This is a genomic window from Enterobacter sp. RHBSTW-00593, assembly GCF_013784105.1.
Taxonomy (GTDB): Bacteria; Pseudomonadota; Gammaproteobacteria; order Enterobacterales; family Enterobacteriaceae; genus Enterobacter; species Enterobacter ludwigii.
The window spans coordinates 2,472,718-2,496,888 of record NZ_CP056393.1 but is presented as its reverse complement, the minus strand read 5'-3'; the positions used below and the strand labels follow the sequence as shown (position 1 = coordinate 2,496,888).

The 24,171-nt window shown below is 52.8% G+C and carries 27 protein-coding genes; 24 read left to right on the top strand and 3 right to left on the bottom strand.

Annotation, left to right across the window (positions count from 1 at the left end; all coding sequences use genetic code 11):
- The first annotated feature begins 49 nt into the window (after positions 1–49).
- Positions 50–268 carry a hypothetical protein gene (locus HV242_RS11780; protein WP_181616710.1) on the top strand — a complete coding sequence of 73 codons (219 nt, stop codon included), beginning with the start codon at positions 50–52 and terminating at the stop codon, positions 266–268.
- 99 nt (positions 269–367) lie between these two features.
- Here the strand turns inward: HV242_RS11780 and HV242_RS11775 are convergent, their stop codons facing one another.
- The gene (locus tag HV242_RS11775; RefSeq protein WP_249417839.1) at positions 368–829 is read right to left on the bottom strand and encodes a hypothetical protein; all 462 of its coding nucleotides are present in this window, start codon (positions 827–829) and stop codon (positions 368–370) included.
- A 52-nt stretch (positions 830–881) separates the two neighbouring features.
- Here HV242_RS11775 and HV242_RS11770 point away from each other — a divergent pair, with 52 nt between their 5' ends.
- The 14 genes from HV242_RS11770 (at position 882) to HV242_RS11705 (ending at position 11,037) form a co-directional block, all read left to right on the top strand.
- A complete protein-coding gene (locus HV242_RS11770; protein ID WP_181616709.1) occupies positions 882–1,880 on the top strand; it encodes a terminase small subunit in 999 nt (332 codons plus the stop codon).
- Positions 1,858–3,165 (top strand): terminase large subunit domain-containing protein, encoded by a 1,308-nt coding sequence (locus tag HV242_RS11765; protein ID WP_181616708.1) that lies wholly within the window; start codon positions 1,858–1,860, stop codon positions 3,163–3,165. Before HV242_RS11770 ends, HV242_RS11765 begins: the two co-directional genes overlap by 23 nt.
- A 1-nt stretch (position 3,166) precedes the next feature.
- Positions 3,167–4,555, top strand: coding sequence for a DUF4055 domain-containing protein (locus HV242_RS11760; protein WP_181616707.1), 1,389 nt, complete (start codon positions 3,167–3,169; stop codon positions 4,553–4,555).
- Between the two features lies 1 nt (position 4,556).
- Positions 4,557–5,654, top strand: a complete 1,098-nt coding sequence (locus HV242_RS11755; RefSeq protein ID WP_181616706.1) for a phage minor head protein — start codon at positions 4,557–4,559, stop codon at positions 5,652–5,654.
- An 80-nt stretch (positions 5,655–5,734) separates the two neighbouring features.
- Positions 5,735–6,505 (top strand): hypothetical protein, encoded by a 771-nt coding sequence (locus tag HV242_RS11750; RefSeq protein ID WP_063154280.1) that lies wholly within the window; start codon positions 5,735–5,737, stop codon positions 6,503–6,505.
- Positions 6,506–6,516: 11 nt separating this feature from the next.
- On the top strand, positions 6,517–7,470 hold the full coding sequence (locus HV242_RS11745; protein WP_181616705.1) for a major capsid protein: 954 nt from the start codon (positions 6,517–6,519) through the stop codon (positions 7,468–7,470).
- Positions 7,452–7,751 carry an Ig-like domain-containing protein gene (locus HV242_RS24475; RefSeq protein ID WP_165569258.1) on the top strand — a complete coding sequence of 100 codons (300 nt, stop codon included), beginning with the start codon at positions 7,452–7,454 and terminating at the stop codon, positions 7,749–7,751. Before HV242_RS11745 ends, HV242_RS24475 begins: the two co-directional genes overlap by 19 nt.
- 36 nt (positions 7,752–7,787) lie before the next feature.
- Positions 7,788–8,270 (top strand): DnaT-like ssDNA-binding protein, encoded by a 483-nt coding sequence (locus HV242_RS11735; RefSeq protein ID WP_020882516.1) that lies wholly within the window; start codon positions 7,788–7,790, stop codon positions 8,268–8,270.
- A 1-nt stretch (position 8,271) separates the two neighbouring features.
- On the top strand, positions 8,272–8,622 hold the full coding sequence (locus HV242_RS11730; protein WP_020882517.1) for a hypothetical protein: 351 nt from the start codon (positions 8,272–8,274) through the stop codon (positions 8,620–8,622).
- A 1-nt stretch (position 8,623) separates the two neighbouring features.
- Complete coding sequence (locus HV242_RS11725) at positions 8,624–9,208, top strand: hypothetical protein (protein ID WP_181616704.1); 585 nt, start codon at positions 8,624–8,626, stop codon at positions 9,206–9,208.
- On the top strand, positions 9,205–9,615 hold the full coding sequence (locus tag HV242_RS11720; RefSeq protein ID WP_181616703.1) for a DUF4128 domain-containing protein: 411 nt from the start codon (positions 9,205–9,207) through the stop codon (positions 9,613–9,615). Before HV242_RS11725 ends, HV242_RS11720 begins: the two co-directional genes overlap by 4 nt.
- Before the next feature lie 69 nt (positions 9,616–9,684).
- Positions 9,685–10,356, top strand: a complete 672-nt coding sequence (locus tag HV242_RS11715) for a phage tail protein (RefSeq protein WP_181616702.1) — start codon at positions 9,685–9,687, stop codon at positions 10,354–10,356.
- Positions 10,357–10,417: 61 nt separating this feature from the next.
- Complete coding sequence (locus HV242_RS11710) at positions 10,418–10,729, top strand: phage tail assembly chaperone (RefSeq protein ID WP_181616701.1); 312 nt, start codon at positions 10,418–10,420, stop codon at positions 10,727–10,729.
- On the top strand, positions 10,726–11,037 hold the full coding sequence (locus HV242_RS11705; protein ID WP_181616928.1) for a DUF1799 domain-containing protein: 312 nt from the start codon (positions 10,726–10,728) through the stop codon (positions 11,035–11,037). The genes HV242_RS11710 and HV242_RS11705 overlap by 4 nt, the downstream gene beginning before the upstream one ends.
- Before the next feature lie 45 nt (positions 11,038–11,082).
- On the opposite strand, the gene HV242_RS11700 is transcribed toward HV242_RS11705, so the two are convergent.
- Positions 11,083–11,532 (bottom strand): hypothetical protein, encoded by a 450-nt coding sequence (locus tag HV242_RS11700; protein ID WP_181616700.1) that lies wholly within the window; start codon positions 11,530–11,532, stop codon positions 11,083–11,085.
- A 100-nt stretch (positions 11,533–11,632) separates the two neighbouring features.
- On the opposite strand from HV242_RS11700, the gene HV242_RS11695 reads away from it, so the two are divergent.
- From HV242_RS11695 to HV242_RS11655, 9 genes are all read left to right on the top strand, one after another.
- On the top strand, positions 11,633–14,557 hold the full coding sequence (locus HV242_RS11695; RefSeq protein WP_181616699.1) for a phage tail tape measure protein: 2,925 nt from the start codon (positions 11,633–11,635) through the stop codon (positions 14,555–14,557).
- 76 nt (positions 14,558–14,633) lie between these two features.
- A complete protein-coding gene (locus HV242_RS11690; RefSeq protein ID WP_181616698.1) occupies positions 14,634–15,032 on the top strand; it encodes a hypothetical protein in 399 nt (132 codons plus the stop codon).
- Positions 15,033–15,127: 95 nt separating this feature from the next.
- Positions 15,128–15,475, top strand: coding sequence for a phage tail protein (locus tag HV242_RS11685; RefSeq protein ID WP_181616697.1), 348 nt, complete (start codon positions 15,128–15,130; stop codon positions 15,473–15,475).
- Entirely contained in the window at positions 15,472–16,227 is a 756-nt protein-coding gene (locus HV242_RS11680; RefSeq protein ID WP_181616696.1) for a phage minor tail protein L, read from the top strand. Before HV242_RS11685 ends, HV242_RS11680 begins: the two co-directional genes overlap by 4 nt.
- Position 16,228: 1 nt before the next feature.
- On the top strand, positions 16,229–16,939 hold the full coding sequence (locus HV242_RS11675) for a C40 family peptidase (protein WP_181616695.1): 711 nt from the start codon (positions 16,229–16,231) through the stop codon (positions 16,937–16,939).
- A 32-nt stretch (positions 16,940–16,971) separates the two neighbouring features.
- A complete protein-coding gene (locus HV242_RS11670) occupies positions 16,972–17,601 on the top strand; it encodes a tail assembly protein (protein WP_063137831.1) in 630 nt (209 codons plus the stop codon).
- A 52-nt stretch (positions 17,602–17,653) separates the two neighbouring features.
- Positions 17,654–21,241 (top strand): TipJ family phage tail tip protein, encoded by a 3,588-nt coding sequence (locus HV242_RS11665; protein ID WP_181616694.1) that lies wholly within the window; start codon positions 17,654–17,656, stop codon positions 21,239–21,241.
- A gap of 46 nt (positions 21,242–21,287) precedes the next feature.
- Positions 21,288–22,208 carry a DUF6453 family protein gene (locus HV242_RS11660; RefSeq protein ID WP_249417837.1) on the top strand — a complete coding sequence of 307 codons (921 nt, stop codon included), beginning with the start codon at positions 21,288–21,290 and terminating at the stop codon, positions 22,206–22,208.
- A gap of 60 nt (positions 22,209–22,268) precedes the next feature.
- Entirely contained in the window at positions 22,269–23,543 is a 1,275-nt protein-coding gene (locus tag HV242_RS11655; RefSeq protein ID WP_181616692.1) for a phage tail fiber protein, read from the top strand.
- Here the strand turns inward: HV242_RS11655 and HV242_RS11650 are convergent.
- Positions 23,509–24,138 carry a pyocin knob domain-containing S74 family peptidase gene (locus HV242_RS11650; RefSeq protein WP_181616691.1) on the bottom strand — a complete coding sequence of 210 codons (630 nt, stop codon included), beginning with the start codon at positions 24,136–24,138 and terminating at the stop codon, positions 23,509–23,511. The genes HV242_RS11655 and HV242_RS11650 overlap by 35 nt on opposite strands.
- Positions 24,139–24,171: the final 33 nt, after the last annotated feature.

Genomic DNA, 24,171 nt, shown 5'->3' with positions numbered 1-24,171 from the left:
CGCCGATTCGTAGTCGATAATATTAAGCCTCTATTTTAAAGGAGGTTTTATGCTTCAAGGTTATTACAACTCAACCGATGGTCGAGTATCTGATGAATATCATAAGCGCATTCTCGCCATGAATGCCGCTTTGGAGATTGCAAAAGCATCAGCAGCAGCTTCGACAGCTTTACCACGTGGCGACAAGGTCGAGTGCGACTTGAAAAATGCCGCTAAGGAAATTGCAAACTTGGCTACAGCTATCCAATCCTTTATGGATGCCAAGTAAAGATAATTTGAAGAATATCGGTTACTGGAATCACCAAACCGCTCTAGGGCGGTTTTTTATTGCCATCCCCTGCGCCACGGGCAGGCGATGGCGTAATAATCACTCAGTATCGGTGTTGCTCTTTGGCGAAACTTTATCCATCTGCTTTGCAGATAGCTCTGCTTTCAACTTTGAAAGCAATGACGCTTCGATTGCATTTAACATGGACTCGGTTTGAGCATTGAATCCAGTGAATTTAATCACGCGTTTTGTTACTTTTCCTTTTTCGGCACTGGCATCCAAGCCAAAATCAGCGGCACTAACTTTTGCACCTATTCCGCCCTTTATGGAGTTTCCGTAATATTCTTTGATTTCTACAGTTTCAGAAATCAGGGTCCTTCTGGCGATAGCTAATTCTTGCTCAATCTTTGCATAAGCATGAAGAGACTCAGTGGTTATCTCGTCTCCATCCAAAGCACCATAGGTTGCTTTAATATCCGGATTTTTTAGTGCCGGTTCTTCGAGTCCAAGAACGCTCAACGTCGCCATCCTGACGATGGTAGAAAGCAATGCATCCATCATAATTAACCTCCACAATTTTCCATCAGCATAACAAGTAAATGTAGGAATCAAAATGGCAAAACCGGACTGGGGCGAGCTTCAGCAACGGTTCCTGTCCGAACATGCCGCAACCGGCGTATCACCAAAGGAATGGTGTGAAGCGCAGGGACTGAACTACGCTACCGCACGTCGATATATCAAAAAACCTTCTGCGCAAACTGCGCAAACTGCGCAAAAGCCTGCGCAGAAAAAAATGCGCACTGCGCAGAAAGATAAAAGCGCAAATGAGCTGGTGGATGATGATGGACTTACCGCTCAGCAGCGCTTATTTGTCGCGGAGTACCTGAAGGACAACAACGCCACCGCTGCCGCTGCACGTGCTGGTTATAGTGACCCAAACTATGGTCGCCAGCTCATAACGAATCCTAACGTTGCCCAGGCCATTGCGCAGCAGCAGAAGGCATCTATTGCGCGCACGCTTGGCAGTGCCGATGAAGTCCTCGCGCAGATGTGGCAGCTCGCCACTTTCGATGCAAACCAGCTTTCACAGTATCGTCGCGGCGCGTGTCGTTACTGCTGGGGCTTCGGGCATCACTACCAGTGGCGTGATGCTGTCGAGTTTGAAGAGAAAAGACTCGAGGCTGTTGAGCGTGACAGACGTGAACCTGAAGATTCCGGTGGTTACGGTTACGACCACAACAGAGAGCCTAACCCTGAATGCCCACGTTGCAATGGCGATGGTATTGGTCAGCCTTACTTCCCAGACACACGCAAACTCCCGGCTGCTACTCGGCTAGCCTATTCAGGCGTGAAGGTCGGCAAGAACGGCATTGAAATCACAGCCATCAGCCGTGAGCGTATGTTCGAAGCGGTAATGAAACGGCTTGGCCTGGCTGATAGCGAGTTCGCGCAGAAGCTGCAGCAAATTGAAATCGAGCGCCGCAAACTTGAAGTGGAAAAACTCCGCAAAGATCTGGCCGGCGATGGTGACGACGACGAACCAACTCCAGTGCAGATCAATATCAACGTAGTGGACGCGAGGGCGGACGATGGGGATCAGCCCGACACTTAATATCCCGCAGGCGCGCTTCCTCGCGATGCAGCACAAGTTCAAAGCCTACGTTGCCGGATTCGGTTCCGGTAAGACGTGGGTGGGCTGTGGCGGCATCTGTAAGGGGATGTGGGAGCATCCGAAGATTAACCAGGGCTATTTCGCGCCGACGTACCCACAAATCCGCGACATCTTCTACCCGACGATTGAAGAAGTAGCCTTCGACTGGGGGCTAACCGTCAAAATCAACGAGGGGAATAAAGAGGTTCACTTCTACGAGGGGCGGCGTTATCGCGGGACGACAATCTGCCGTTCGATGGAGAAACCCGGCTCGATAGTCGGCTTCAAAATCGGTAACGCGATGGTGGATGAGCTGGATGTCATGGCGGCGGCCAAAGCGCAGCAGGCCTGGCGAAAAATCATCGCGCGTATGCGTTATAAGGTCGATGGACTGCGTAACGGCATCGATGTCACGACGACGCCGGAAGGGTTCAAGTTCGTCTACCAGCAGTTTGTGAAGGCTGTACGTGAAAAGCCAGAGCTTGCGGCCTTGTATGGACTGATTCAGGCCAGCACATTCGATAACGCGAAGAACCTGCCGCCTGACTACATCCCGTCGCTGCTGAGTTCTTACCCTGACGAACTGATTCAGGCCTATCTGCGCGGGAAGTTCACCAACCTCAACAGCGGGACCATTTACCACACCTTTAACCGCAAGCTGAATAACTGTTCTGATGAGATTCAGGATGGGGATCCGCTATTTATTGGCATGGACTTTAACGTGGGGAAAATGGCCGCGATTGTTCACGTTAAGCGTAATGGCCTGCCGCGCGCGGTCCGTGAGCTGGTGAAGGTCTACGACACGCCAGCGATGATTAAGCGTATCCAGGAAGAGTTCTGGCGCTACGAGGATGGCCGATACGTTAAAAGCCGGGAGATTTACATCTATCCGGATGCCTCTGGCGACTCCCGCAAGTCCCAGAACGCCAGCAAGACCGATATTGCCCAGCTTAATGATGCCGGGTTCAGCGTTATTGTTGATGATGCCAACCCTCCGGTTAAGGACCGCATCAACTCGATGAACGCCATGTTCTGCAACGCCAACGGAGAACGCCGCTATCTGGTTAACGTGCAGAATTGCCCGGTTTACACCGAGAGCCTCGAGCAGCAAATCTGGGCGGCTAATGGCGAACCGGACAAATCAGCAGATAACGATCACCCCAATGATGCTGGCGGGTACTTCATCGTAAAGGATTACCCGATTGTGAAACCAGCATACTCAATCACCATGGACACTACTTTCTGATATGGCAAACGACGATATCACCTGGGTTCGACCAGAACACCGGGCGGCTTCTGCTGCCTGGAGGAAATACAGGGACTTCTGCAAAGGAGCTGAGGCCGTAAAAGCGGCGGGTAATAAGTATCTGCCTTATCTCGACCCAACCGATAAATCCACGCGTAATCGTAAGCGTAATGAGGACTATCTGAGCCGCGCGGTGTTCTATGCGATTGCCGGCAATACGAAGATCGGCATGCTTGGGATGGCTTATCGCAAGGACCCCACGTTTAACGGTCCTGAAAAGCTGAAATACCTGCTGGACAATGCTGACGGGGCCGGCACCAGCATCTATCAGCAGTCGCAGTTGGTGGCCGAGAACGTGCTGGAAGTTGCGCGAGAGGGGCTTTATGTCGATTACGCAGAAGCCTCCGATGAGGCGATCATCCTCCGTTATCCGGCAGAAAACATCATCAACTGGAGAACAAAGCGTATTAACGGACGCGATCAGCTGGTGCTGGTGGTCCTGCGCGAATGTGTAGAAGAGCCGGATGGTTACGCTTACAAGGATGAAATCCAGTACCGCGAGCTGGCGCTGGAAGAAGGGAGGTTCATATGCCGCGTTTGGCGCCGGGCTGGTGGCACCGCGAGCGGAACTTACGCCGTTGACAGTGAGTACCACCCTATGCCGAAAGGAAAGGACTACTGGGACGAAATCCCGTTCACCTTTGTCGGTGCTCAGAATAACGATCCCACTATCGATGATTCTCCGCTGGCTGCGCTGGTGGAGATAAACCACGGACATTACCGAAACAGCGCTGATTATGAGGACAGCGTGTGGTTCTGTGGCCAGGTGCAGCCGTACATGACTGGGCTCGATACCGGCTGGCGCGATCACCTCGAGAAGAAGGGCGTGAAAATTGGTTCCCGATCACCGCTTTTGCTTCCCAAGGAGGGCTCGTTTGGCTATGCCCAGGCGCAGCCGAACATGCTGGCTAAAGAGGCCATGGACAGTAAGCGCGATTACATGGTGCAGTTGGGCGCCCGACTGATTGAGCAGAACGCTACGGCGAAGACGGCGACGCAGGCGAGTGGTGAGCAAACATCTTCCACATCGGTGCTCGGTATCTGCGTTTCGAACGTTTCTGAGGCCTATACGCTGGCGCTGGGATGGTGTGCGAAATACCTCGGTATCAAGGGAGAATCGACGAGCTATACCATCAATCAGGAATTCATAGCGAAAGTTGCCGAGTCGGGCATGGTGACGGCAATCGTCAACGCCTGGCAGTCCGGTGCGCTGCGCGATAGCGATATGATTCGCGCTCTGCAGAAGCTTGACCTTATCGACCCGGCCGACAGCCCGGACGAGGTTATTGATGCACTCCGCAATCAGGCACCAACGATGACGGGAGGCTGAGATGCCAACTGTTAACGAAAGCCTTCGCGATGAATCGATAGCGCATTCTGTATGGTTAAGCCGCTACGCCACTGGCGTGGCAAACCGGATGGTGAAGCTGCTCAATGAGACGGACGCAGAACTGTCGGCACGCCTGCTGGATGCGCTGGACAGATTGCCTCCGGAGAGCTTCACCGTTAATCGTCTGCAGGGTTTACTGGGCAGCGTGCGCGATCTTAACCATCAGGCCGTAGCCACCATGCAGGCAGGGCTCGAGAGTGAGTTGGTGGCGCTGGCAAAGAACGAAGCCAGTTATCAGCTGAGCCTGTTCGATTCCCTTCTGCCATCACAGGTCCTGTCTCACTATCCGCTGCAGGGCATCACCGCCGATATGGTGTATGCCGCGGCGATGGCGCAGCCCTTTCAGGGGCGGTTGCTGAGTGAGTGGACGGATAATCTGGAATCGGACAGGCTGGCGCGGATCGTGAATGCCGTCCGCAGGGGGTATCTTGCCGGCGACACGGTGGAATCTATTGCCCGCAATGTTCGTGGCCACGCCAACAAAGACTACCGCGACGGCGCGCTGCAGATGAGCAGGGCAAACGCCGCAAGCATCGCTAAAACAGCCGTTAATCATCTGGCTGCAACTGCACGCAACAGCATCACCAGCGCCAACAGCGATATCGTGAAAGGTAAACAGTGGCTATCAACACTGGACAATAAAACAAGTCATGACTGCATTGTTCGTGACCTGCTGCGTTACACCCTGGATAACAAACCGGTCGGGCATAAGGTGCCTTACCTACAGGGACCCGGAAAGATTCATTTCTGCTGCCGTTCTACCGAAACCCTGATACTCAAGTCCTGGCGTGAACTCGGCATCGATATCGATGAAATGGACGAGGGTACCCGCGCCAGTATGGACGGGCAGGTCCCGGCGAAAACTACGTATATGGAATGGCTGAGGCGTCAATCGGCGCAACGACAGGATCAGGTCCTGGGTGCCGAGCGAGGTCGTCTGTTCCGTGCCGGAGAAATCGACCTGGCTGATATGTTCACTGACAAAGGCGAGTGGATCAGCCTGGAACGTCTCAAACAGCTTTCTGGCACCGAAACCTGACAACCAATCCTTTCTACACGCCCTGGCATCCGCCGGGGCTTTTTTATGGGCGAGGCCCGACAAAATCCCGAGGGGAAATTATGTTAATTCGAAACATGCTTCTGAAATTTTACGCACCTGAAAGCGGCGGTGAGGGCAGCGGTGGCGGTGGTATCGAAATCACCCCAGAAATCCAGAAGCTGATTGATGAGCGCGTGACTAACGAAGTCACTGGCCTGAAATCCAAAAACTCTGAGCTGCTGGGAACCATTAAGCAGCAAAAAGAAACCCTGTCACGCTTCGATGGTATCGATCCTGATGCTGTACGCGGAATCCTCCAGCGTTTCTCCGACGACGAAGAGGCAAAGCTGATTGCCGCCGGGAAAATCGATGAGGTGCTTGATAAGCGCACCGAACGTCTGCGTGCTGACGTCGATAAGCAGATAAAAGCCGCAAACGAGCGCGCGGACAAAGCCGAAGCGTTCTCCAACAAATTCCGGGATCGAGTTCTGGGCGATGCAATCCGTGCAGCAGCGTCAAAAGCTGGCGCGCTGCCGGAAGCATCCGACGATCTGATTCTGCGTGCCAAAGGCACATTCCAGCTCAACGACGAAGGCGAGGCCGTAGCAGTTGATGCAAATGGCGATGTTCTGTTCGGTAAAGACGGCAAAACTCCACTAAGCCCACTTGAGTGGGCGGAGTCTCTAAAGGAGACGGCTCCGCATCTGTTCCCACGCGCAGAAGGCACCGGCGCGGGCGGACACAAACCAAACGGCGGTGGCAGCCTGAAACGTTCCGAAATGAGCGCCAGCGACAAAGCGGACTACATCCGCAAGCATGGCCAGCAGGCCTTCCTCAAACTTCCGAAATAAGGGATTAACCCATGCCTACCACTGTTAATAGTGACCTGATTATTTATGACGACCTGGCGCAGACCGCTTTCCTCGAGCGCCGCCAGGACAACCTGGCTATTTTCAACGCGTCCTCCAACGGCGCGATCCTGCTGGATAACGAGCTGATTGAAGGCGATTTCCGCAAGCGTGCCTTCTACAAGGTTGGCGGCTCTATCGAATCGCGTGACGTTAACTCCACCGAAAAAGTGACGGGTAAGAAGATTGGTGCCGGTGAAGCCGTATCCGTCAAAGCGCCGTGGAAATACGGTCCATACGAAACTACTGAAGAAGCGTTCAAACGCCGCGGCCGCTCGGTTGACGAGTTTTCCGAAGTAATCGGCACTGATGTGGCTGACGCGACGCTAGAAGGCTACGTGAAATACGGCCTGAAGGCGCTGACGGCAGCTATTGGCGCCAACGCGGATATGGTAGTCACCGCCGATATCGAAACAGACGGTAAGAAGACCCTGACGCGCGGCCTGCGTAAATACGGCGATAAGTTCAACCGTGTGGTGCTCTTCGTTATGCACTCCGCCACTTACTTCGACATCGTGGATGAGGCGATTGCCAACAAAATCTACGAAGAAGCAGGCGTTGTGGTTTACGGCGGGCAGCCGGGCACGCTGGGTAAACCTGTACTGGTTACCGACACTATGGACGCTGATGCGATCCTTGGGCTGGTGGCCGGAGCGGTTACCGTCACCGAATCTCAGGCGCCGGGCTTCCGTTCCTACGATATCAACGATCAGGAAAACCTTGCGGTTGGCTATCGCGCTGAAGGCGTGGTGAATGTCGACCTGCTGGGTTACAGCTGGAATACCTCCAAAGGCGATAACCCAGACCTGACCAAAATCGGCACTGCAGGTAACTGGAAGAAGCACTTCACCAGCAACAAATCTACGGCTGGCGTGCTGATTAAGCTGGGATCCGCGGCGGGGGAGTAACGCTGTCAGCGGATAAAACCTCCGCAACCGCTGACAGCACCGATGCGGTAACTGTTTCTCTGAAGTACACACTGAATGGCTCCGGTGTATCCGGTAAAACCGTCGCATGGACATCCACAGGCGGCACGCTGAGCACGGCCAGTTCTCAGACCGGTTCTGCAGGCGGGGCGACGGTCAAACTCACCTCTGATACGGCCGGAACCTTTACGGTCACCGGTACTGTTGATGGTATTGCTAAATCCAGTGAGGAAATCACCTTCACCGCGCCCGCCGCTGGCTAACCGATGGGGCGTAAGCCCCATTCTACGGATGCTCAGATGATTAATACCGATATCACCGCCGCTGACGTTAACAGTTACGCCAGCGAAGACGATCTGAGATCGTTTGCCGAACTGAGAGCGATTGAGTTGCCTGAAAAGCTCGCGCCGTTATTGACTAAGGCGATGGACTATCTGGAAGGGCTTGATTGGGTAGGTTCCAAAGCCGACCCTCGACAGCCGTTGGCCTGGCCACGTGTGAACGTCATTCTGGATGGACACGATTTCCCGCCTGACCAGGTGCCGCGGCAGCTTATTACCGCACAATGCATGCTGGCTATCGAGGCGATTGAGGGCGATCTGCTTTCAAGCGTTCGTGAAGCCGCTGTGAAAACTGAACGTGTGGAAGGTGCTGTAACCATGACCTATGCGGTCGCAGATGGTGAAGTCTTCACACCGTCCTATCCTGCCGTTATGGCGCTGCTGGGCGACCTCGCTGGTGGTCGTGGTTACGCCATCAATGCATTTGTAGAGAGGGCCTGATATGGCGATTGATTACCAACGTATGCAGGCCAGAACGACCCGCATGCTCAGGCAGTACGGCGCGACGTACAACGTCACCCGTAAAGGTTCGGTAACGGTTATCGGCGGCGTTGAGCATAAAACTGAAGCGGTCCGTTTTACTGCTGTGGGCGTGAAGACCGAATACGCGCCAGGTGAAATTGATGGAACGGTCATCATTAACGGTGACGTGCAGATCGTTTTTACGGCAGAGCAGGAAATGAAAATCGGCGATCTGATCGACGTGGACGGCGTAAGCCACCGTGTAGTTAAACCTAACCCGGTGAAACCTGGCGCTGTGGTGCTCTGCTACAAAGCTCAGTTGAGGGCATAACATGGGCGATAATAAGGCGTTCACGGCTGCCATCACCGCGTTCGTGGACAATGCCAAAACGAATCAGGAAGCAGTCGTACGCGCAGTCGGCATTCGGATCCTTAATCAACTGGTGATGATGTCGCCAGTGGGCAACCCGGAGTTGTGGGAAGTTAACCAAACAGCCGTTTCCTATAATCGCGCTGTGTACGACCACAACGAGGCGCAACGGGCGAACCCCGACAACTTGACCAAAACTGGACGGCTAAAGAAAAAGGCACGGCTGGTGGATGGGATGGATGTCAAAGCGCCATCGGGCTATACGGGAGGCCGTTTTCGCGGTAACTGGCAGGTGTCCTTTGATGCACCAACGACAGACGAGACTGGCCGGATTGATAAGACAGGTGATCTGACAAAGGCGGCTGGGAACTACACGCTGTCACTCTTCAAAGTTGGGATGAAGTCCATTTTTTTCTGCAACAACGTGCCCTATGCCTATCCGCTGGAAATGGGGCATTCCACACAGGCTCCTGGAGGAATGGTCCGCATAACTGCAGCTGATTTTCAGCGATTCTTTGAGGAAGCAGTAATGGAGGTGACTAAATGATTCCCGATATCGCGGCGGCGCTGGTTGCAAAGCTCGGCGAGTGGGCTGATGCTGAAGATATCCCGGTTGCCTGGGAAAACGTGCCTTTCACACCGCCGTCTGATGGGCTCTATCTTGCCGTCCATGATATGCCCGCCACGCCGCGTACGGTAGACCTCGGTCTGCGCTGCCGGACTTATTCTGGCGTATACCAGATTAACGTGGTGGCGCCGGCCGGTTCCGGGCGTACCTCCGCGGTTGCTCTGGCGGGCAGAGTTGCTGAGTTGTTCCCCGAAGGGCTGGGAATCGAAGGCAATGACTTCACCTGCTGGATTAGCAGTCAACCTGGCATATTCCGCGGTGTCCCTACATCTGTGTCCTACACAGTTCCTGTCAGCCTGAATTACAGGGCTGACATTATCAGCTGATTCCCTCTCTGATGCTCCACATCTGACCGGCTTAAGGCCGGTTTTCTTGTTTCTGAAGGAGAAACCATAATGGGCTTTGCTCTGCCTAACGGCGCTCACGTTTATCTGGCGTCGGGCTACGGCCCGGCTATTACGTTCACCGGCGCGACGAATGCCGAGCATGTGGTGATCACTGTCAGTGACCCCGATGAACTTGCGGCTGGCGATATCGTTCATGTGAACTGCAACTGGTCGGGTATTGATAACGTAATCGCGAAAATTGAAGCGATTGCAGACAGCGCTGTAACTCTGCGCAATATCAATACCACTAACAAAAACAAATATGCTGCTGGTGGCGTTTCCGGCTCAATCCGCAAGGTGCTTGAGTGGACCGAACTGCCACAAATCACAGAAGTATCAAAAGCTGGTGGTGATCAGAACACCACGCAGATTCAGTTCCTCAGCGATGACAGACAGCGCAACCTGAACACCTACAAATCAGCAGTTTCCCAGACCTACTCGATCGCTCATGACTCCACGCTTCCGGTATACCCACTGCTGCGTCAACTGGACGAAGACGAAGAGACGGTCGCGGCTTACATGTATGTGCCAAAGGCGAAAGAGAACCGATACTGGGCGGCAACAACGTCTTTCGACGATACGCCGGCAACGCAGGTGAACGAAGTTGAAACGGTTACCGTTGTGCTCAATCTGCAGTCGCCTGCGATGACGTTCTACAAAATCACCGACGCCGCGGCGTGAGCCGGGGATAACAATAATCTGAGCCTCCTGTTTGGAGGCTTTTTTACGCTAAGAGGCAACGATGGCGACTAAATTCACCCTTCAGCCCAAACCAACTTTCAAGGCCAACGTCTCGATCCCGCGCGCTGGCGATGAGGATGGTGTACTGACCTTCACGTTCAATCATAAGCCACTTAAAGAGCTTGCAGATCTGGAAAAACTGGAAGGCAAAACTACAACTGATTTTCTGATGGAAATTATTTCTGGCTGGGCGCTCCCCGATGCATTCAACGCGGAAAATCTGTCGGTGCTGCTGGAAAACTATCCGGCTGCAATGAAGGCTATCCCTGAAACTTACTATCGCGAACTGATGGGGCAGCGCGAAAAAAACTGATAGCGGTTGCCTCTGCATTCTATACGCCTGAACCCACAGCGGCAGACCTGGCACCCTATGGGCTTACGCCGGATGACTACGACGATCAATACATCGACGTCTGGCCAGATGTATGGCCTTCATTCCTGGTGTTTCAGGCTGTCAGTACGCAGTGGCGCACGGGCATGGGAGGCGCATCAGGGCTTGATTATAACGTGCTGCCCTGGGTGATGCGCCTGCACCACGTCAAGGACGAGGCAACCGCGCTTTCGGACATCCGAATCATGGAGAGCGCAGCTTTGTGCGTTATCCATAAACAATCAGAGTAGGGTATTTGTCAATTTAGGAGAACCTATCGCTCGCTCAATCTAGAATCATTTGAGCAAGTCACAATTAGCGTTGTTGTATCGTTGCTTCGCTTCTTCTGACCATTTTTCCTTGAGTGCTTGGTAAGGAAGGGAGGAAGACTTATCCAAAGGGACGGAGTCTTTAATTGACTGCCTTATATCTGAAACAGTACCCGAGAAAATAACTCCAGCGTAGAAGTCATTATCAAAATCTATACCTGAGCGTGAATATAATCCTTCCTTGAGGTGTTTTTTCCCCTCAGGGTCAGAAAGTACTTTCTTCATTGATAAAACATAGCGTTCCGCATGCTTTTTGGTTGCAGGCCCATCAGCTTTATGCGTGTTCTCATAAATTATGGTCAGATATGCCAAACAATCTGCAGATGCCATTGCTTCGCGCATATTTGACTCCAGATTTACTGAAGCTAAAGATACAGAAGGTACAAGTGCACACAAGGCTAGAGTTTTTTTAATCACTTTTACTCCTAATTTTGGGGCTGCTGGGGCTTCAATAATTAGTTAATTCCTTTTCAAATTCAATGCATCATTCGTTTATTAGCTATGCACGGAGATGGTTATGTCCGATATCGCCACGATTTCCCTGCGTGTAAATACCAGTGAGCTGGAACGTGGTAACCAGGCACTGGATCGCTTTCAAGAAACTGCGACCGCCGCGGCCGGTAAAGCGGATGACCTGAACAGTACGTTCCGTACCGGCATCGATAACCAGAAGAAGAACAGCGAAAGCCTTAAGCAGCAGCGCCAGGAACTTCAGAACCTGCTGAATAAAATCAGCCCGGTCAACAAGGCACTGGATGAGCTGGACACAATTCAGGAGAGCCTGGCTAAATTCCGCAGTAAAGGTCTGGTGGGTGACGAAGATTTCACACGCTATAACAGTGTGCTTGAAACGACACGCACAAAACTGGCACAGGTCATGGAAGCTGAGACAGCTGAAGGGCGGGTCCGGATTGAACAGGCTCAGGCGGCGCAACGTGCAGCTGCGGCGAGTAAAACGTTTATAGACTCCCTGGAAGAGCAGGTTTCTGCAATCGGTAAAACCCGCGCAGAGTTGCTTGAACTGAAGGCTGCTCAACTAGGTGTGTCAGAACGCGCCGCGCCTATGATCGCCCGGTTGAAGGAGCAGGAAGAAGCATGGAAGTCTGGGGCTATCAGCGCGGGCCAATATCGCAATGCTATGCGTTATCTCCCGATGCAAATGACCGACATTGTGACTTCACTGGCTTCAGGTATGCCGGTTTATATGGTTGCTATTCAGCAGGGCGGCCAGCTGCGCGATTCGTTTGGCGGTGTAGGCAATGCTCTGAAAGCGATGTTGTCGATGGTGACTCCTGCCCGAGTGGCCATTGGTGGCCTGGCTGGCGCTGTACTGATTGCGGCCAAAGCGGGATCGGACTACTTCACCGCCTACGACGAAATCAACAAGGCCATTATCAGGACTGGCAATATTGCCGGCACGTCAGCGCTTCAGATCATGGCTTCCTCCCAGTCTATAGCTGCCTCTACTGGCGCGACTGTAGGAACCGTTCAGAGTTTGATGACTGAGCTGGTTGGCATGGGATCGCTGACACAGCAGCAACTTGAAAAAGCAGCGGGCTCCACGGCGCTGGCGGTTCAGACCGGTATAGTCTCGGCGCAGGACATCACCAAAGCCTATAAGGACATCGAAAAAGACCCTGTTAAAGCGCTGCAGAGTCTCAACGAACAATATAATTTCCTGACAGTTTCACAACTTAAGCATGTTGACGATCTGGTTAAGCAAAAGGACCAGACCGGGGCCGTTACGCAGGCTATGGACCTGTTTGGCGATACGATGGCAAAACGTGGAGAACAGGCTTACGACTCGCTGACGCCGTTTGGCCGCCTGTGGCTGGATATCAAGGGCTGGGCGTCTGAGGCCATGCAGAGTATCGGTCAGTGGGTAGCTGAACTGGCATCAAACACACTGAAGGAATTCAACGCAATTTATTACAGCGTTGCGATCGTTTTCCAGAAGCTGAACCAGATCATTTCTTCCTCTATCGCTGCCGCGATTAACCTCGTTCCCGACTGGGCGAAAACAGATACTTTGCAGGGATGGCAGGACTACAACGAACAAATGGCCGGCGCTTATGGTGACAGCGTCTCTCAGCTGAAAAAAGACTGGGATGCGGCTGATATCAGTGCAGGTAAATACCTCGATACGACCAGAAAGATAAGTACCGCAACCACCCAGAAGGATCGGGAAGGAGTCGCTGCTTTTGGCAAAAAGACCAAAACCGGAAAGCAGGGCACTTTATCGGCTGGCGATCGCAGCACGGATGCTGCCCAGGCAGAATTACTGGCGCTTCAGGCACAGTTACGCGCGCTGCAGCAGCATAAAGGGCTGAACGACACTATCAGCCAGCAGCGGAAAGATCTGTGGACGACTGAAGCGAAATTTCAGGTGCTGGAGGAGGCATCGCGCTCACGTTCACTGACAAAGCAGGAACAATCACTGCTGGCGAGTAAAGACCAGGTGCTTCAGTTGGCACGGCAGAAAGCCTTGTTAGGTGATCAGATTACCGCACAGGAACAGCTGAACAAGCGAATGGATACCTCGCAGAAATACGTCACTCAGATGGCAGAGAAGCAGGCTGCATTAGTGAACGGTGCCGGGATGAGTGACCGTCAGGCACAACGTGAACTCGCGAAAAGTCAGCTTGCCGCTGGCTGGAAGAATGCTGGAGGTTCGCTTGATGATGAGGGATACCAGAAGCAGCTTAAAGCGGCGAATGATTACTATGATGCAGAGGACAGGTTGCGTGGCGACTGGCTGACCGGCGCGAAAAAGGGCTGGGCTGAATTTGAGGACAGCGCGACCAATGTTTACTCGCAGGTGCAGACGATTACCAGCAATGCGTTCACCGGGATGGCCAGCACTCTTACTGACTTCTTTACTACTGGAAAAGATAACTTCTCTGACTTCCTGACGACCTTTCTTAAAGGGATCGCTCAGATGCTGACACAGCTGGCGCTGGTTAACGGGATGAAGTCTGCCTTTGGTGGAACGGCTATAGGTAATTTCTTCGGAATACAGGCTTGGTCAGGTGGTTACATTCCTGAGTTTGCCAAGGGCGGCGCGGTTGGCTATACCGGAGATGGAGGAAAATATCAGCCTAAAGGTGTTGTTCATGGTGGTGAATTCGTCTTTACCAAGGAGGCCACCAGCGCGCTGGGGGTTGGAAACCTCTATTCACTTATGCGAAGCGCACAGGGTTATGCAAATGGCGGTTATGTTGGCCACGCTCCGATGTATGGGCTTCAGTCATCATCGGCCGGTGGGGTAAGTATTCAAACTTCCGTAGTTGTTCAAACCCAAAATTCTCAGCAGCAGACTTCTGGAAATAACGATGCTGTTTCTCGTGCTTACAAGCAGACCATCGATCAGTCTGTTCGTGCCGGGATTGCTAAACAGCTTCAGCCCGGTGGTTTAATCTGGAATGCAACAAAGTCACGATAACCTGCCACAACGGGTTTTGCCGTTGAAGTAAGCCTGTTAGGATTAGTCCGGACTTTTACTAATGGGAGAAAGGGATATGAAAAAACTCATTTTGGGTGCAGGTTTAATTATTTTGTCAGGATGTGCGGATAACCGCCCAATGCCAACTTTGGATGTAAAAGACGCAACGTGTTCATCTGAGGCTGAGTGTAGTTTTTTATGGTCTAAAGTCCCTCAGCACTTAGAATACGCGACAAAAATGAAAGTAGAGAATGCGAATAACGCATTCATCACAACTTATCCTCCGATTGACACCAGACAGTTAGGGGGGAGAGTTTCAATTGTTAAAAATGGTGATGGTTCATCTACTATAAAACCAGAGTTCATGTGTCATAGACATATGGTTGGTAATGACTGTCAGCGATTTATTATTAACGCTACAAACTATTTCAATAAAACAATAGAAATTGAAAAGAAATTCAGATCAAAAAGTTAATTGAGTATGCAGTGCTAACATGTCTTATTTTTCAGACTGTTGTTACAGCAAATATAACCCGCCAATTGGCGGGTTTTTTTATGCCCGGAGAAAGCATGGCAATCGAAACATTCACCTGGCGAACACAGATACAGGCGGGAATGGAAGGGTCGTTCAGCCTTAAAACGCGCTCTGCAACCTTTGGCGACGGCTATGAGCAGATCGCCGGGGAAGGCATTAACCCTGAAAAACAGTCATGGCCTGTCACACTCACGGGGAAAAAGGCGGACATGCTTCAGGCCCTGAAGTTCTTTCGTTCTCACGTCACCAAATCATTCATCTGGACATCGCCAGTTGGCGAAACTGGGCTCTACCGGATTGAGGCCGATTCAATCAAGTCACAGCCCTTATCCAGCAACGTTCTGACCATTTCCGCAACATTCAAACAGGCGTACGCACCATGATCACAGAAGACTATCAAAGCCTTGAGCCCGGCAATAAAGTCCGGCTTATCGAAGTTGATGGCTCTACGTTCGGCGTGGATGATGTACTGCGATTTCACGCGTACAACCTCCCGCACACGGAAGAAGAAATCGCCGCCGCTGGTGGTGATGAATCAAAGCTGGAGGCGAAAAGCATCTGGTGGCAGGGGGAAGAATATGCCGCCTGGCCGTATCAAATTGAAGGGCTTGAAGCATCCACAGAAGGCAACAGCGCCCAGCCAACGCTGACGGTTGCAGATATCGAAAGCAAGATTACAGCGCTGTGCCTTGCCTATGACGATATGCTACAGGCGAAAGTCACTATCCATGACACCTATTCGCACTATCTCGATGCGAAGAACTTCCCTGCAGGTAACGCAACAGCAGATCCGCAACAGGTCAGAAAACGAGTTTTTTACATTGATAGCAAAGGCAGCGAAATTCCTGGCGAGAGTATCGAATTCGTACTCGATAGCCCGATGTCGTTACAGGGAAAGATGATCCCTACACGTCAACTCCATTCTCTGTGTACCTGGTGTATCCGGAATAAATATCGCACCGGTGACGGCTGCGACTATGCCGGTACCCGCTATTTCGACAAAAACAACACCCCGGTAAGCGATCCGTCGATGGATGAATGCAACGGCACGCTGACGGCGTGCAAACTCCGCTTCGGCGAAAATAACGAACTCTCGTTTGGTGGTTTCCCGGGAACGTCTTTGATCAGGAGCTGATATGCGTCAGAAAACCATTGATGCCATTATGTCGCATGCTGCTGCTGAATACCCTCGCGAGTGTTGCGGTGTGGTGGCGCAGAAAAGCCGAGTTGAACGTTATTTCCCGTGCCGGAATCATGCCGCGATGCCGGAGGACAATTTTGTCCTTTGCCCTGAAGACTATGCAGCTGCTGAGGACTGGGGGACGGTGATCGCCATCGCTCACAGTCACCCTGACGCCACGACACAACCGAGTGAACTGGACAAAGCGCAATGCGACGCAACGCTTTTACCCTGGCATATTGTGAGCTGGCCGGAGGGGGATTTACGGACCATCCAGCCGCGCGGGGAGCTGCCGCTGCTGGAGCGCCCGTTTGTGCTTGGTCACTTCGACTGCTGGGGACTGGTGATGAGCTATTACCAGCAAACGCACGGGATAGAACTTCACGATTACCGGGTCGATTATCCCTGGTGGGAAAACGACTATCCGGACAACTTCTATCAGGATTGCTGGTATGAGTGCGGATTCCGTGAATTCGACGGGCCGCCGAAACCAGGCGATTTGGTGATCATGCAGGTTCAGGCTGATAAGTGGAATCATGCGGGGATTCTGCTGGAAGGCAACATGCTACTGCATCACCTTTATGGGCATCTGAGCCAGCGCGTACCTTATGGCGGTTACTGGCGTGAGCGCACAATGAAAATACTGCGCTTTAAAGACTGTTTCTGATAACCGCCTGTGGCAGTTTTTATGGGGGAAAAATGGCTGCATTACTCAATGTTGAGTCGGTCCGCACAATTCGATTGTACGGCGTGCTAGGCGCCACCTTCGGGCGTGAATATCGTTTATCAGTAGCTTCACCTAAAGAGGCCATCCGCGCCCTGAGCGTTATCGTGCCGGGTTTTGAGCGTTTCCTGAATACCAGTAAGCAACGAGGTTTAACTTATGCGGTATTCAGCGGGAAACGAAACCTCTTAAACGATGAGCTCAGTATGGACAGGAGCACAGAGGAAATCCGCATCGCGCCGGTGATCATCGGCAGTAAGCGAGCCGGGGTGTTTCAGACAATCCTCGGGGTTGCCCTTGTCGCTGTTGCTGCGTTCGTCACGGGAGGGGCCGCGATAGGGATTGGAGGTACCGCTTTCGCTGGTGGCTGGGGCGCTGTGGCGGGGATTGGGGCATCAATGGCAATCGGCGGCGTAGTCCAGATGCTTTCTCCACAGACAACCGGGCTCGCCAGTAAGCAATCTGCGGATAACCAAGCCAGCTACGCCTTTGGTGGAGTAACAAACACGACAGCCCAAGGGAATCCGGTACCACTTCTTTATGGCCGCCGGCGAATCGGTGGCGCGATTATTTCTGCCGGGATTTATGTCGAAGATCAGCAATAAATAAATACCTTCTTTCAGGCCACCTTCGGGTGGCTTTTTTTATGGGCGCAATATGGCAACTGCAATCGCTATAAAAGGCCGCAAGGGCGGCAGCTCAAGTTCCCGAACCCCTACCGAACAGCCTGATGATCTGCAATCTGTAGCGAAGGCTAAAATACTGGTTGCGCTTGGGGAAGGGGAATTTGCGGGGCAGCTAACCGGCAAAGATATCTACCTGGACGGAACGGCTCTGGAGAATGCAGACGGTTCCCAAAACTTCAGCGGGGTAACGTGGGAATTTCGCGCCGGAACTCAGGCGCAAAAATATATTCAGGGCATACCCGGTACCGAAAACGAAATCAGCGTGGGAACTGAGGTATCGAGCGCTACTGCGTGGACGCGCACCTTTACCAATACTCAGCTTTCAGCGGTTCGCCTGCGTCTGAAATGGCCTTCGCTTTTCAAGCAGGAGGACGACGGCGATCTGGTCGGTTACTCGGTTAATTATGCGATTGACCTGCAGACGGACGGCGGCATATGGCAGACGGTACTCAATACCAGCGTGACCGGCAAAACGACGTCAGGTTACGAGCGCAGCCACCGTATTGATTTACCTCAGGCTGGCAGCACCTGGACAATCCGACTCCGTAAGATTACGTCTGATGCCAACAGCGCGAAGATCGGCGACACGATGGTGTTGCAGAGCTTCACCGAGGTAATTGACGCCAAATTACGGTATCCAAACACAGCGCTGCTTTATATCGAATTCGATTCCAGCCAATTTAATGGCTCTATCCCGCAGATCTCCTGCGAGCCCCGCGGCCGCGTTATCCGCGTTCCGGATACTTACGACCCCGAGACCCGCACGTATAGCGGTACGTGGGCTGGGACATTTAAATGGGCCTGGACCGATAACCCTGCATGGATTTTCTATGACCTGGTGGTTAGCGACCGTTTCGGACTTGGGGATCGTCTTACAACGGCCAACATAGATAAATGGACGCTCTACCAGGTTGCACAGTATTGCGATCAAATGGTACCGGACGGCAAAGGCGGAAGTGGTACCGAACCACGCTATACCTGCAACGTGTACATTCAGGAACGCAACGACGCTTATACGGTCCTGCGTGATTTTGCTGCCATCTTCCGTGGGATGACCTACTGGGGCGATGACCAGATTGTGGCGCTGGCGGACATGCCGAGAGATGTTGATTTTACATACACGCATGCGAACGTTATTGATGGGCGCTTTACCTATTCCAGCAGCACCACAAAGAACCGTTACACCAATGCGCTGGTGTCCTGGTCTGATCCTGATAACGCTTATTCTGATGCGATGGAGCCTGTTTTTGAGCAGGCGCTGGTTGCGCGTTATGGGTTTAATCAACTTGAGATAACTGCGATCGGTTGTACCCGTCAGTCGGAAGCGAATCGGAAAGGGCGATGGGGGATCCTCACCAACAACAAAGATCGCGTTGTTACTTTCAACGTAGGGGAAGATGGCAACATTCCACAGCCTGGCTATGTAATCGCTGTAGCGGACCGAAATCTCTCCGGGCGCGACCTGGGCGGCCGTATCTCTGCGGTGAATGGTCGCGTGCTGACGCTGGACAGGGCGCCGGATGCTTCGGCAGCCGACAGGATGGTTGTCAATCTTCCATCGGGTGTTTCACAGTCACGCACCATTCAGTCGATTACGGGCAATAAAGTGACCGTTACGACCGCTTACAGTGAAACGCCTGTGGCTGAGGCCGTATGGGTCATTGAGTCTGATGAGCTCTACGCACAGCAGTATCGCGTTATTACGGTAACTGATAATAACGACGGCACGTTCACAATCGTCGGTGCAAATCACGATCCGGATAAATTCGATCGCATTGATACCGGAGCCATCATTGACCAGCGGCCGGTGAGCGTGATCCCGCCGGGCAACCAGTCGCCGCCTGCGAACATCGTCATCAGCTCGTTTTCTGTGGTGCAGCAAAATATCAGCGTCGAAACGATGCGCGTGAGCTGGGACCAAGCGCAGAACGCTATCGCCTATGAAGCGCAATGGCGCCGCAACGACGGGAACTGGGTTAACGTGCCGCGCAGTTCCACCACATCATTCGACGTCCCGGCGATTTATGCAGGGCGCTACCTGGTGCGCGTGCGCGCAATCAATGCCGCAGAAATTTCATCCGGGTGGGGCTATTCAGAAGAGAAAATGCTGACGGGTAAAGTGGGCAACCCACCGAAGCCGGTTGGCTTCATCGCTTCTGAAAACGTGGTATTCGGTATTGAGCTGAACTGGGGATTCCCGGCGAATACCGACGACACGCTGAAGACGGAAATTCAGTACAGCCTGACCGGTACCGAAGACGATGCGATGCTACTGGCCGATGTGCCTTACCCGCAGCGCAAATATCAGCAGATGGGCCTTAAGGCTGGGCAGATTTTCTGGTACCGCGCGCAGCTGGTGGACCGCAGCGGCAACGAATCAGGGTACACAGAATGGTTGCGAGGACAGGCCAGCATAGATGTTTCCGACATCACAGATGTGATCCTGGAGGAAATTAAAGACTCCGATACGTTCAAAGACCTGATCGAGAACGCGGTGGACAGCAATGAAAAAATTGCTGACATGGCTGACGACATCAAACAGGCCAATGACGAACTGGAGCTGCAGGCGAAGGATATCGCCCAAAACGCCCTGAACATTGGGAAGGTCCAGACCAGCGTTAATGAGCTTTCGAGTACGGTCGGTGAGGTGTCGTCTTCCCTCTCAGAGCTTGAGCAGACCGTCGCCACGGCTGATACCGCGCTTGGCCAGCGAATCGACAGTATCAGCGTGTCTATGGACGGCATGACGGGTGGGGTGAAAAACTCGGCTATCGCAATTATTCAGGGCAACCTGGCTCAGGTGGCCACGCGTAAAACCCTTTCTGCAACGGTCGCCGGTAACAGCGCACAGCTGGACCGCATTGATGAGGTGATTGTCAACGACAGGGAGGCAACGGCGCGCTCTCTGCTGAGTCTGCAGACGGACGTTAACGGCAACAAAGCATCCATCAACAACCTGAATCAGACGTTCTCGGATTACCAGCAGGCTATGGCCACGCAGGTAAACAGCATCACGGCGACCGTTAATGGCCACACTTCTGCGATCACCACCAATGCGCAGGCCATTGCGAACGTCAACGGCGACCTGAAGGCGATGTACAGCATTAAGGTCGGGTTATCCAGCAACGGCCAGTATTACGCGGCGGGGATGGGGATCGGCGTTGAGAATACGCCATCCGGGATGCAGTCGCAGGTTATCTTCCTGGCTGATCGCTTCGCGGTAACGCACCAGGCAGGAGCGACCGTTACGCTTCCGTTCGTGATTCAGAACGGGCAGACCTTTATCCGAAATACCGTGATTGGTGAAGGGACTATCGACAACACCAAAATCGGCAGCTACATCCAGTCCACAACCTGGGACGGCACGGGGAACGTTGGCTGGCACATCAACAAGTCAGGCTACGCGACGTTCAACAACGTGACCGTTCGCGGCTCGATTTACGCCACAAACGGTAATTTTTCTTTCAATGGCTCCGGCAACACAACGGTTATCAATGGTAATGGCGTAACCATCAATATACCGGGTGGTGGCCGGATCGTACTCGGGACATGGTCATAAAATGCCGACAGGATTATTGATAGAACTGAATGATGGGGGAAAGCGTATGGAGATAACGGCGGGCCTGAGATGCCCGTCGTATGGGGCCAGTTTTGATAGTGGCTACCAGAAAGCAAAATACGCGGATATTGCCGGTTATGTTTCCGGGGCGCAGGTGCTGTTTATCCCGCACGCTACGGCTTACCTTGATTCAGGGCTGCTTCATAAGATGAACTCGGTCACCATATCGGGGGGCCGCGTCACGCAGAACTCAACGATGAAAGACAACCGCATCAGCGAACGGGATAGCACTTACACGTTTCCGGGAAGCCTATGGCAGATATTCCCGACAGGTCAGCGAAGTGGGGTGGGCTTACTCATCAGCAACAGTACAGACTTCACCTCGATAACCAATGCCACACAGTCAGGCCAGTGTATCTGGAAAGGAACCGTGAATGTTCCCACAGGGGGCTGGGCGGTGCCGACGATAGCAGGTTATGACAGGTCGAAATATATCGTTTTTGGACGCTGCAACAGCGGCAATACGATTGACTTCGACGGAAATACGGTCAGGTTCTTCAGCCCTCCGTCCACGAATGATGACGCCCCCGCAACCGGCACGATAGACATCGTTATCTTCGCCAGCGGCGTAGCGCCGCAGCCTGGTACCGGCCTCAATATTTTCAATGCTGCCGGTGCCTGTACGTTTTCAACCACAAAACGGCCATTCGTATATCTGAACCAACTCTGGAGCCCTTCGACAAGCGCCGTGAGCATCGGTAGCGGCTATGTTCCGCTGGGGAGATTTGGGCTGATGGTTCATATGGTCAATGGCATGTACGTGTATCGGATGTTCGGGATAAAAATACAGAACGGGAACGCTTCAGTTCAGGGAGGGAAATATCTTGGTCGCGAGCAGTATGCCATTTTCGGTAATAACACGATAACGCCGCTCAGCCTTCCGGTTCTGCCTGATATGTACGTCTGAATTAACTGTATATTCAAATCAACCTCGCTCCGGCGGGGTTTTTTATTGCCTGGAGAAAATATGCTTTATAACACCGGTACCATCGCCATTAACGGAAATACCGCAACCGGCACCGGCACGAACTGGACGGCACCCGCCAGCCAGGTTCGCGCTGGCCAGACAATTATAGTCATGTCTAACCCGGTGCAGATGTTTCAGATTTCATCCGTGAACAGCGCCACGTCAATGACGGTTACGCCAGCTGCTTCCCCGGCGCTGAGCGGTCAGAAGTATGGAATTCTTGTTTCGGACATTATCTCGGTTGATGGGCTGGCACAGGCCATGTCTCAGCTCATTAAAGAGTATGACGAGAACATTGGCGCGTGGGAGACGTTCGCCACCACCTCAGCAAACCAGAGCATCGCCGTTACCATCAACGGTACCGCCGTAACGATCCCCGGCATCGGTAAACTGGCGCAGAAAGGGAGCAACGGTGCGCTTGCTATTGCTGATGGCGGCACCGGGGCAACGAAGGCGGAAGACGCTCGCACAAACCTCGGTTTGGGAGACGCGGCCACAAGAGGTGTAACCAGCGATAAAATCTCGCCTGGTGTTGGTACATCAAATTTGCCAACAGTAGGGGCGCTTGGGCTCGGAAATCCAAGACATATTGATAATTTTTCCGATACAAGCTTTATGTGTTTCGGTAGGTACACAGGCGCAACAATAAACAATCCGGGTGGTGGAGGCGTTGGCCTGCAGCTCCAGTATGATGGCTCACCAACATTTTCCTGGTTCGTCTGGTCGAATGACGGGCAGGCATACATTCAAACTGGTCACACCCCCGGAGGCCAGTACACCTGGAAAAAAGTGTACACCACAGCCAATACCACCACTGCTTCTGATGGAACCCTGAAAGCAGCATCTCCGGTCGCTCGTATTGTTGCGAGTGCTGATGCATGCCTGCGATCAGATATTGCTGAGGATGGTTTTTCATGGTGCGGCTGCGGTACGGCGAACGCTGAGGCGGAAGGAATAACTCTTTCTCGCCTCGATGCGGGGGTTTACGTGCTGACCGGTTCGGCAGGGCTGGCGTCAGAGGGGTGGCAGCTACTGCCGCCAATGGACCCAGGCGGTATGGGGGAGCTGGGCCTGGTTGAGGCAGAGCAAACCGACAAGGGCGAACTGGTAATCCGCCTGTTCAAGCGCAAATACATGTTGAGCGATGAAGGTGAGATCATCAAAACCAAAGGTAAACCGATGGACGTACCGGCGAACAGCTGGATCGATGTTCGCCTGGATATGCCTGAAGATTCCCTATTTAACCAGCAGATGAGGCAGGAGCCTCAGCTTTAGCGTCTCCCTCTAAAGTCCTGACGCGGATTGTCAGGGCTTTTATCGCAGCCAGCACATCGAGCAACAGGGGCGTCTGGTCAAGGTGTAATATGCCGCCAATTTCTTTGACATATTCTGGATCGATTGTCTCAATTTGCTGTGATATCACTCCGCGACGTGGGGTTTGCGTTTCATCATCTTTGAAGGTGAAGTGCTTGAACTCCATCCGTGAAATGTTGGCCAGCGCCTCTTCTGGATCGAGGTCGTCACCAATATTTTTCATAATTCTGTCTGAAACTGCAGACGTCATTATCTCCTTCCATGGGCTCCATGTATCAGTGTTGTAACCCCTGAAAAAAAACCTTCCCGCATCAGTTTTATTGGCATATGGCAAGCATAACTGCGTTAAGGCTACATCAGGAATACGGACATAATTTTGAACATACCCATACCAGCTGGTGATAGGGCCTGAAGTTGATTTCGCCATATCTAACAGCAAACGATATGTACCAGGTTCAGTTAGGGCATTGAAATTTGTCCCATCAGGAGCAACTGCCATATCTGTTTTAAAGGCCCTGGCATCACCAGTTGGCAACCCGAATGCCCCCACCTGCATGACGTTCCCGGCTGCGCCGCCTGCATCCAGCGT

What these genes read in the sequence shown, in the direction of transcription:
- HV242_RS11730 (WP_020882517.1), top strand. Translation starts at nt 8,272, where the DNA reads ATGGCGATTGATTACCAACGTATGCAGGCCAGAACGACCCGCATGCTC.
- HV242_RS11655 (WP_181616692.1), top strand. Translation starts at nt 22,269, where the DNA reads ATGCTTTATAACACCGGTACCATCGCCATTAACGGAAATACCGCAACC.
- HV242_RS11780 (WP_181616710.1), top strand. Translation starts at nt 50, where the DNA reads ATGCTTCAAGGTTATTACAACTCAACCGATGGTCGAGTATCTGATGAA.
- HV242_RS11675 (WP_181616695.1), top strand. Translation starts at nt 16,229, where the DNA reads ATGCGTCAGAAAACCATTGATGCCATTATGTCGCATGCTGCTGCTGAA.
- HV242_RS11755 (WP_181616706.1), top strand. Translation starts at nt 4,557, where the DNA reads ATGCCAACTGTTAACGAAAGCCTTCGCGATGAATCGATAGCGCATTCT.
- HV242_RS11760 (WP_181616707.1), top strand. Translation starts at nt 3,167, where the DNA reads ATGGCAAACGACGATATCACCTGGGTTCGACCAGAACACCGGGCGGCT.
- HV242_RS11775 (WP_249417839.1), bottom strand. Translation starts at nt 829, where the DNA reads ATGATGGATGCATTGCTTTCTACCATCGTCAGGATGGCGACGTTGAGC.
- HV242_RS11725 (WP_181616704.1), top strand. Translation starts at nt 8,624, where the DNA reads ATGGGCGATAATAAGGCGTTCACGGCTGCCATCACCGCGTTCGTGGAC.
- HV242_RS11735 (WP_020882516.1), top strand. Translation starts at nt 7,788, where the DNA reads ATGATTAATACCGATATCACCGCCGCTGACGTTAACAGTTACGCCAGC.
- HV242_RS11765 (WP_181616708.1), top strand. Translation starts at nt 1,858, where the DNA reads ATGGGGATCAGCCCGACACTTAATATCCCGCAGGCGCGCTTCCTCGCG.
- HV242_RS11710 (WP_181616701.1), top strand. Translation starts at nt 10,418, where the DNA reads ATGGCGACTAAATTCACCCTTCAGCCCAAACCAACTTTCAAGGCCAAC.
- HV242_RS11680 (WP_181616696.1), top strand. Translation starts at nt 15,472, where the DNA reads ATGATCACAGAAGACTATCAAAGCCTTGAGCCCGGCAATAAAGTCCGG.
- HV242_RS11770 (WP_181616709.1), top strand. Translation starts at nt 882, where the DNA reads ATGGCAAAACCGGACTGGGGCGAGCTTCAGCAACGGTTCCTGTCCGAA.
- HV242_RS11685 (WP_181616697.1), top strand. Translation starts at nt 15,128, where the DNA reads ATGGCAATCGAAACATTCACCTGGCGAACACAGATACAGGCGGGAATG.
- HV242_RS11690 (WP_181616698.1), top strand. Translation starts at nt 14,634, where the DNA reads ATGAAAAAACTCATTTTGGGTGCAGGTTTAATTATTTTGTCAGGATGT.
- HV242_RS11660 (WP_249417837.1), top strand. Translation starts at nt 21,288, where the DNA reads ATGGAGATAACGGCGGGCCTGAGATGCCCGTCGTATGGGGCCAGTTTT.
- HV242_RS11750 (WP_063154280.1), top strand. Translation starts at nt 5,735, where the DNA reads ATGTTAATTCGAAACATGCTTCTGAAATTTTACGCACCTGAAAGCGGC.
- HV242_RS11670 (WP_063137831.1), top strand. Translation starts at nt 16,972, where the DNA reads ATGGCTGCATTACTCAATGTTGAGTCGGTCCGCACAATTCGATTGTAC.
- HV242_RS11745 (WP_181616705.1), top strand. Translation starts at nt 6,517, where the DNA reads ATGCCTACCACTGTTAATAGTGACCTGATTATTTATGACGACCTGGCG.
- HV242_RS11715 (WP_181616702.1), top strand. Translation starts at nt 9,685, where the DNA reads ATGGGCTTTGCTCTGCCTAACGGCGCTCACGTTTATCTGGCGTCGGGC.
- HV242_RS11695 (WP_181616699.1), top strand. Translation starts at nt 11,633, where the DNA reads ATGTCCGATATCGCCACGATTTCCCTGCGTGTAAATACCAGTGAGCTG.
- HV242_RS11720 (WP_181616703.1), top strand. Translation starts at nt 9,205, where the DNA reads ATGATTCCCGATATCGCGGCGGCGCTGGTTGCAAAGCTCGGCGAGTGG.
- HV242_RS11665 (WP_181616694.1), top strand. Translation starts at nt 17,654, where the DNA reads ATGGCAACTGCAATCGCTATAAAAGGCCGCAAGGGCGGCAGCTCAAGT.
- HV242_RS11650 (WP_181616691.1), bottom strand. Translation starts at nt 24,138, where the DNA reads ATGCAGGTGGGGGCATTCGGGTTGCCAACTGGTGATGCCAGGGCCTTT.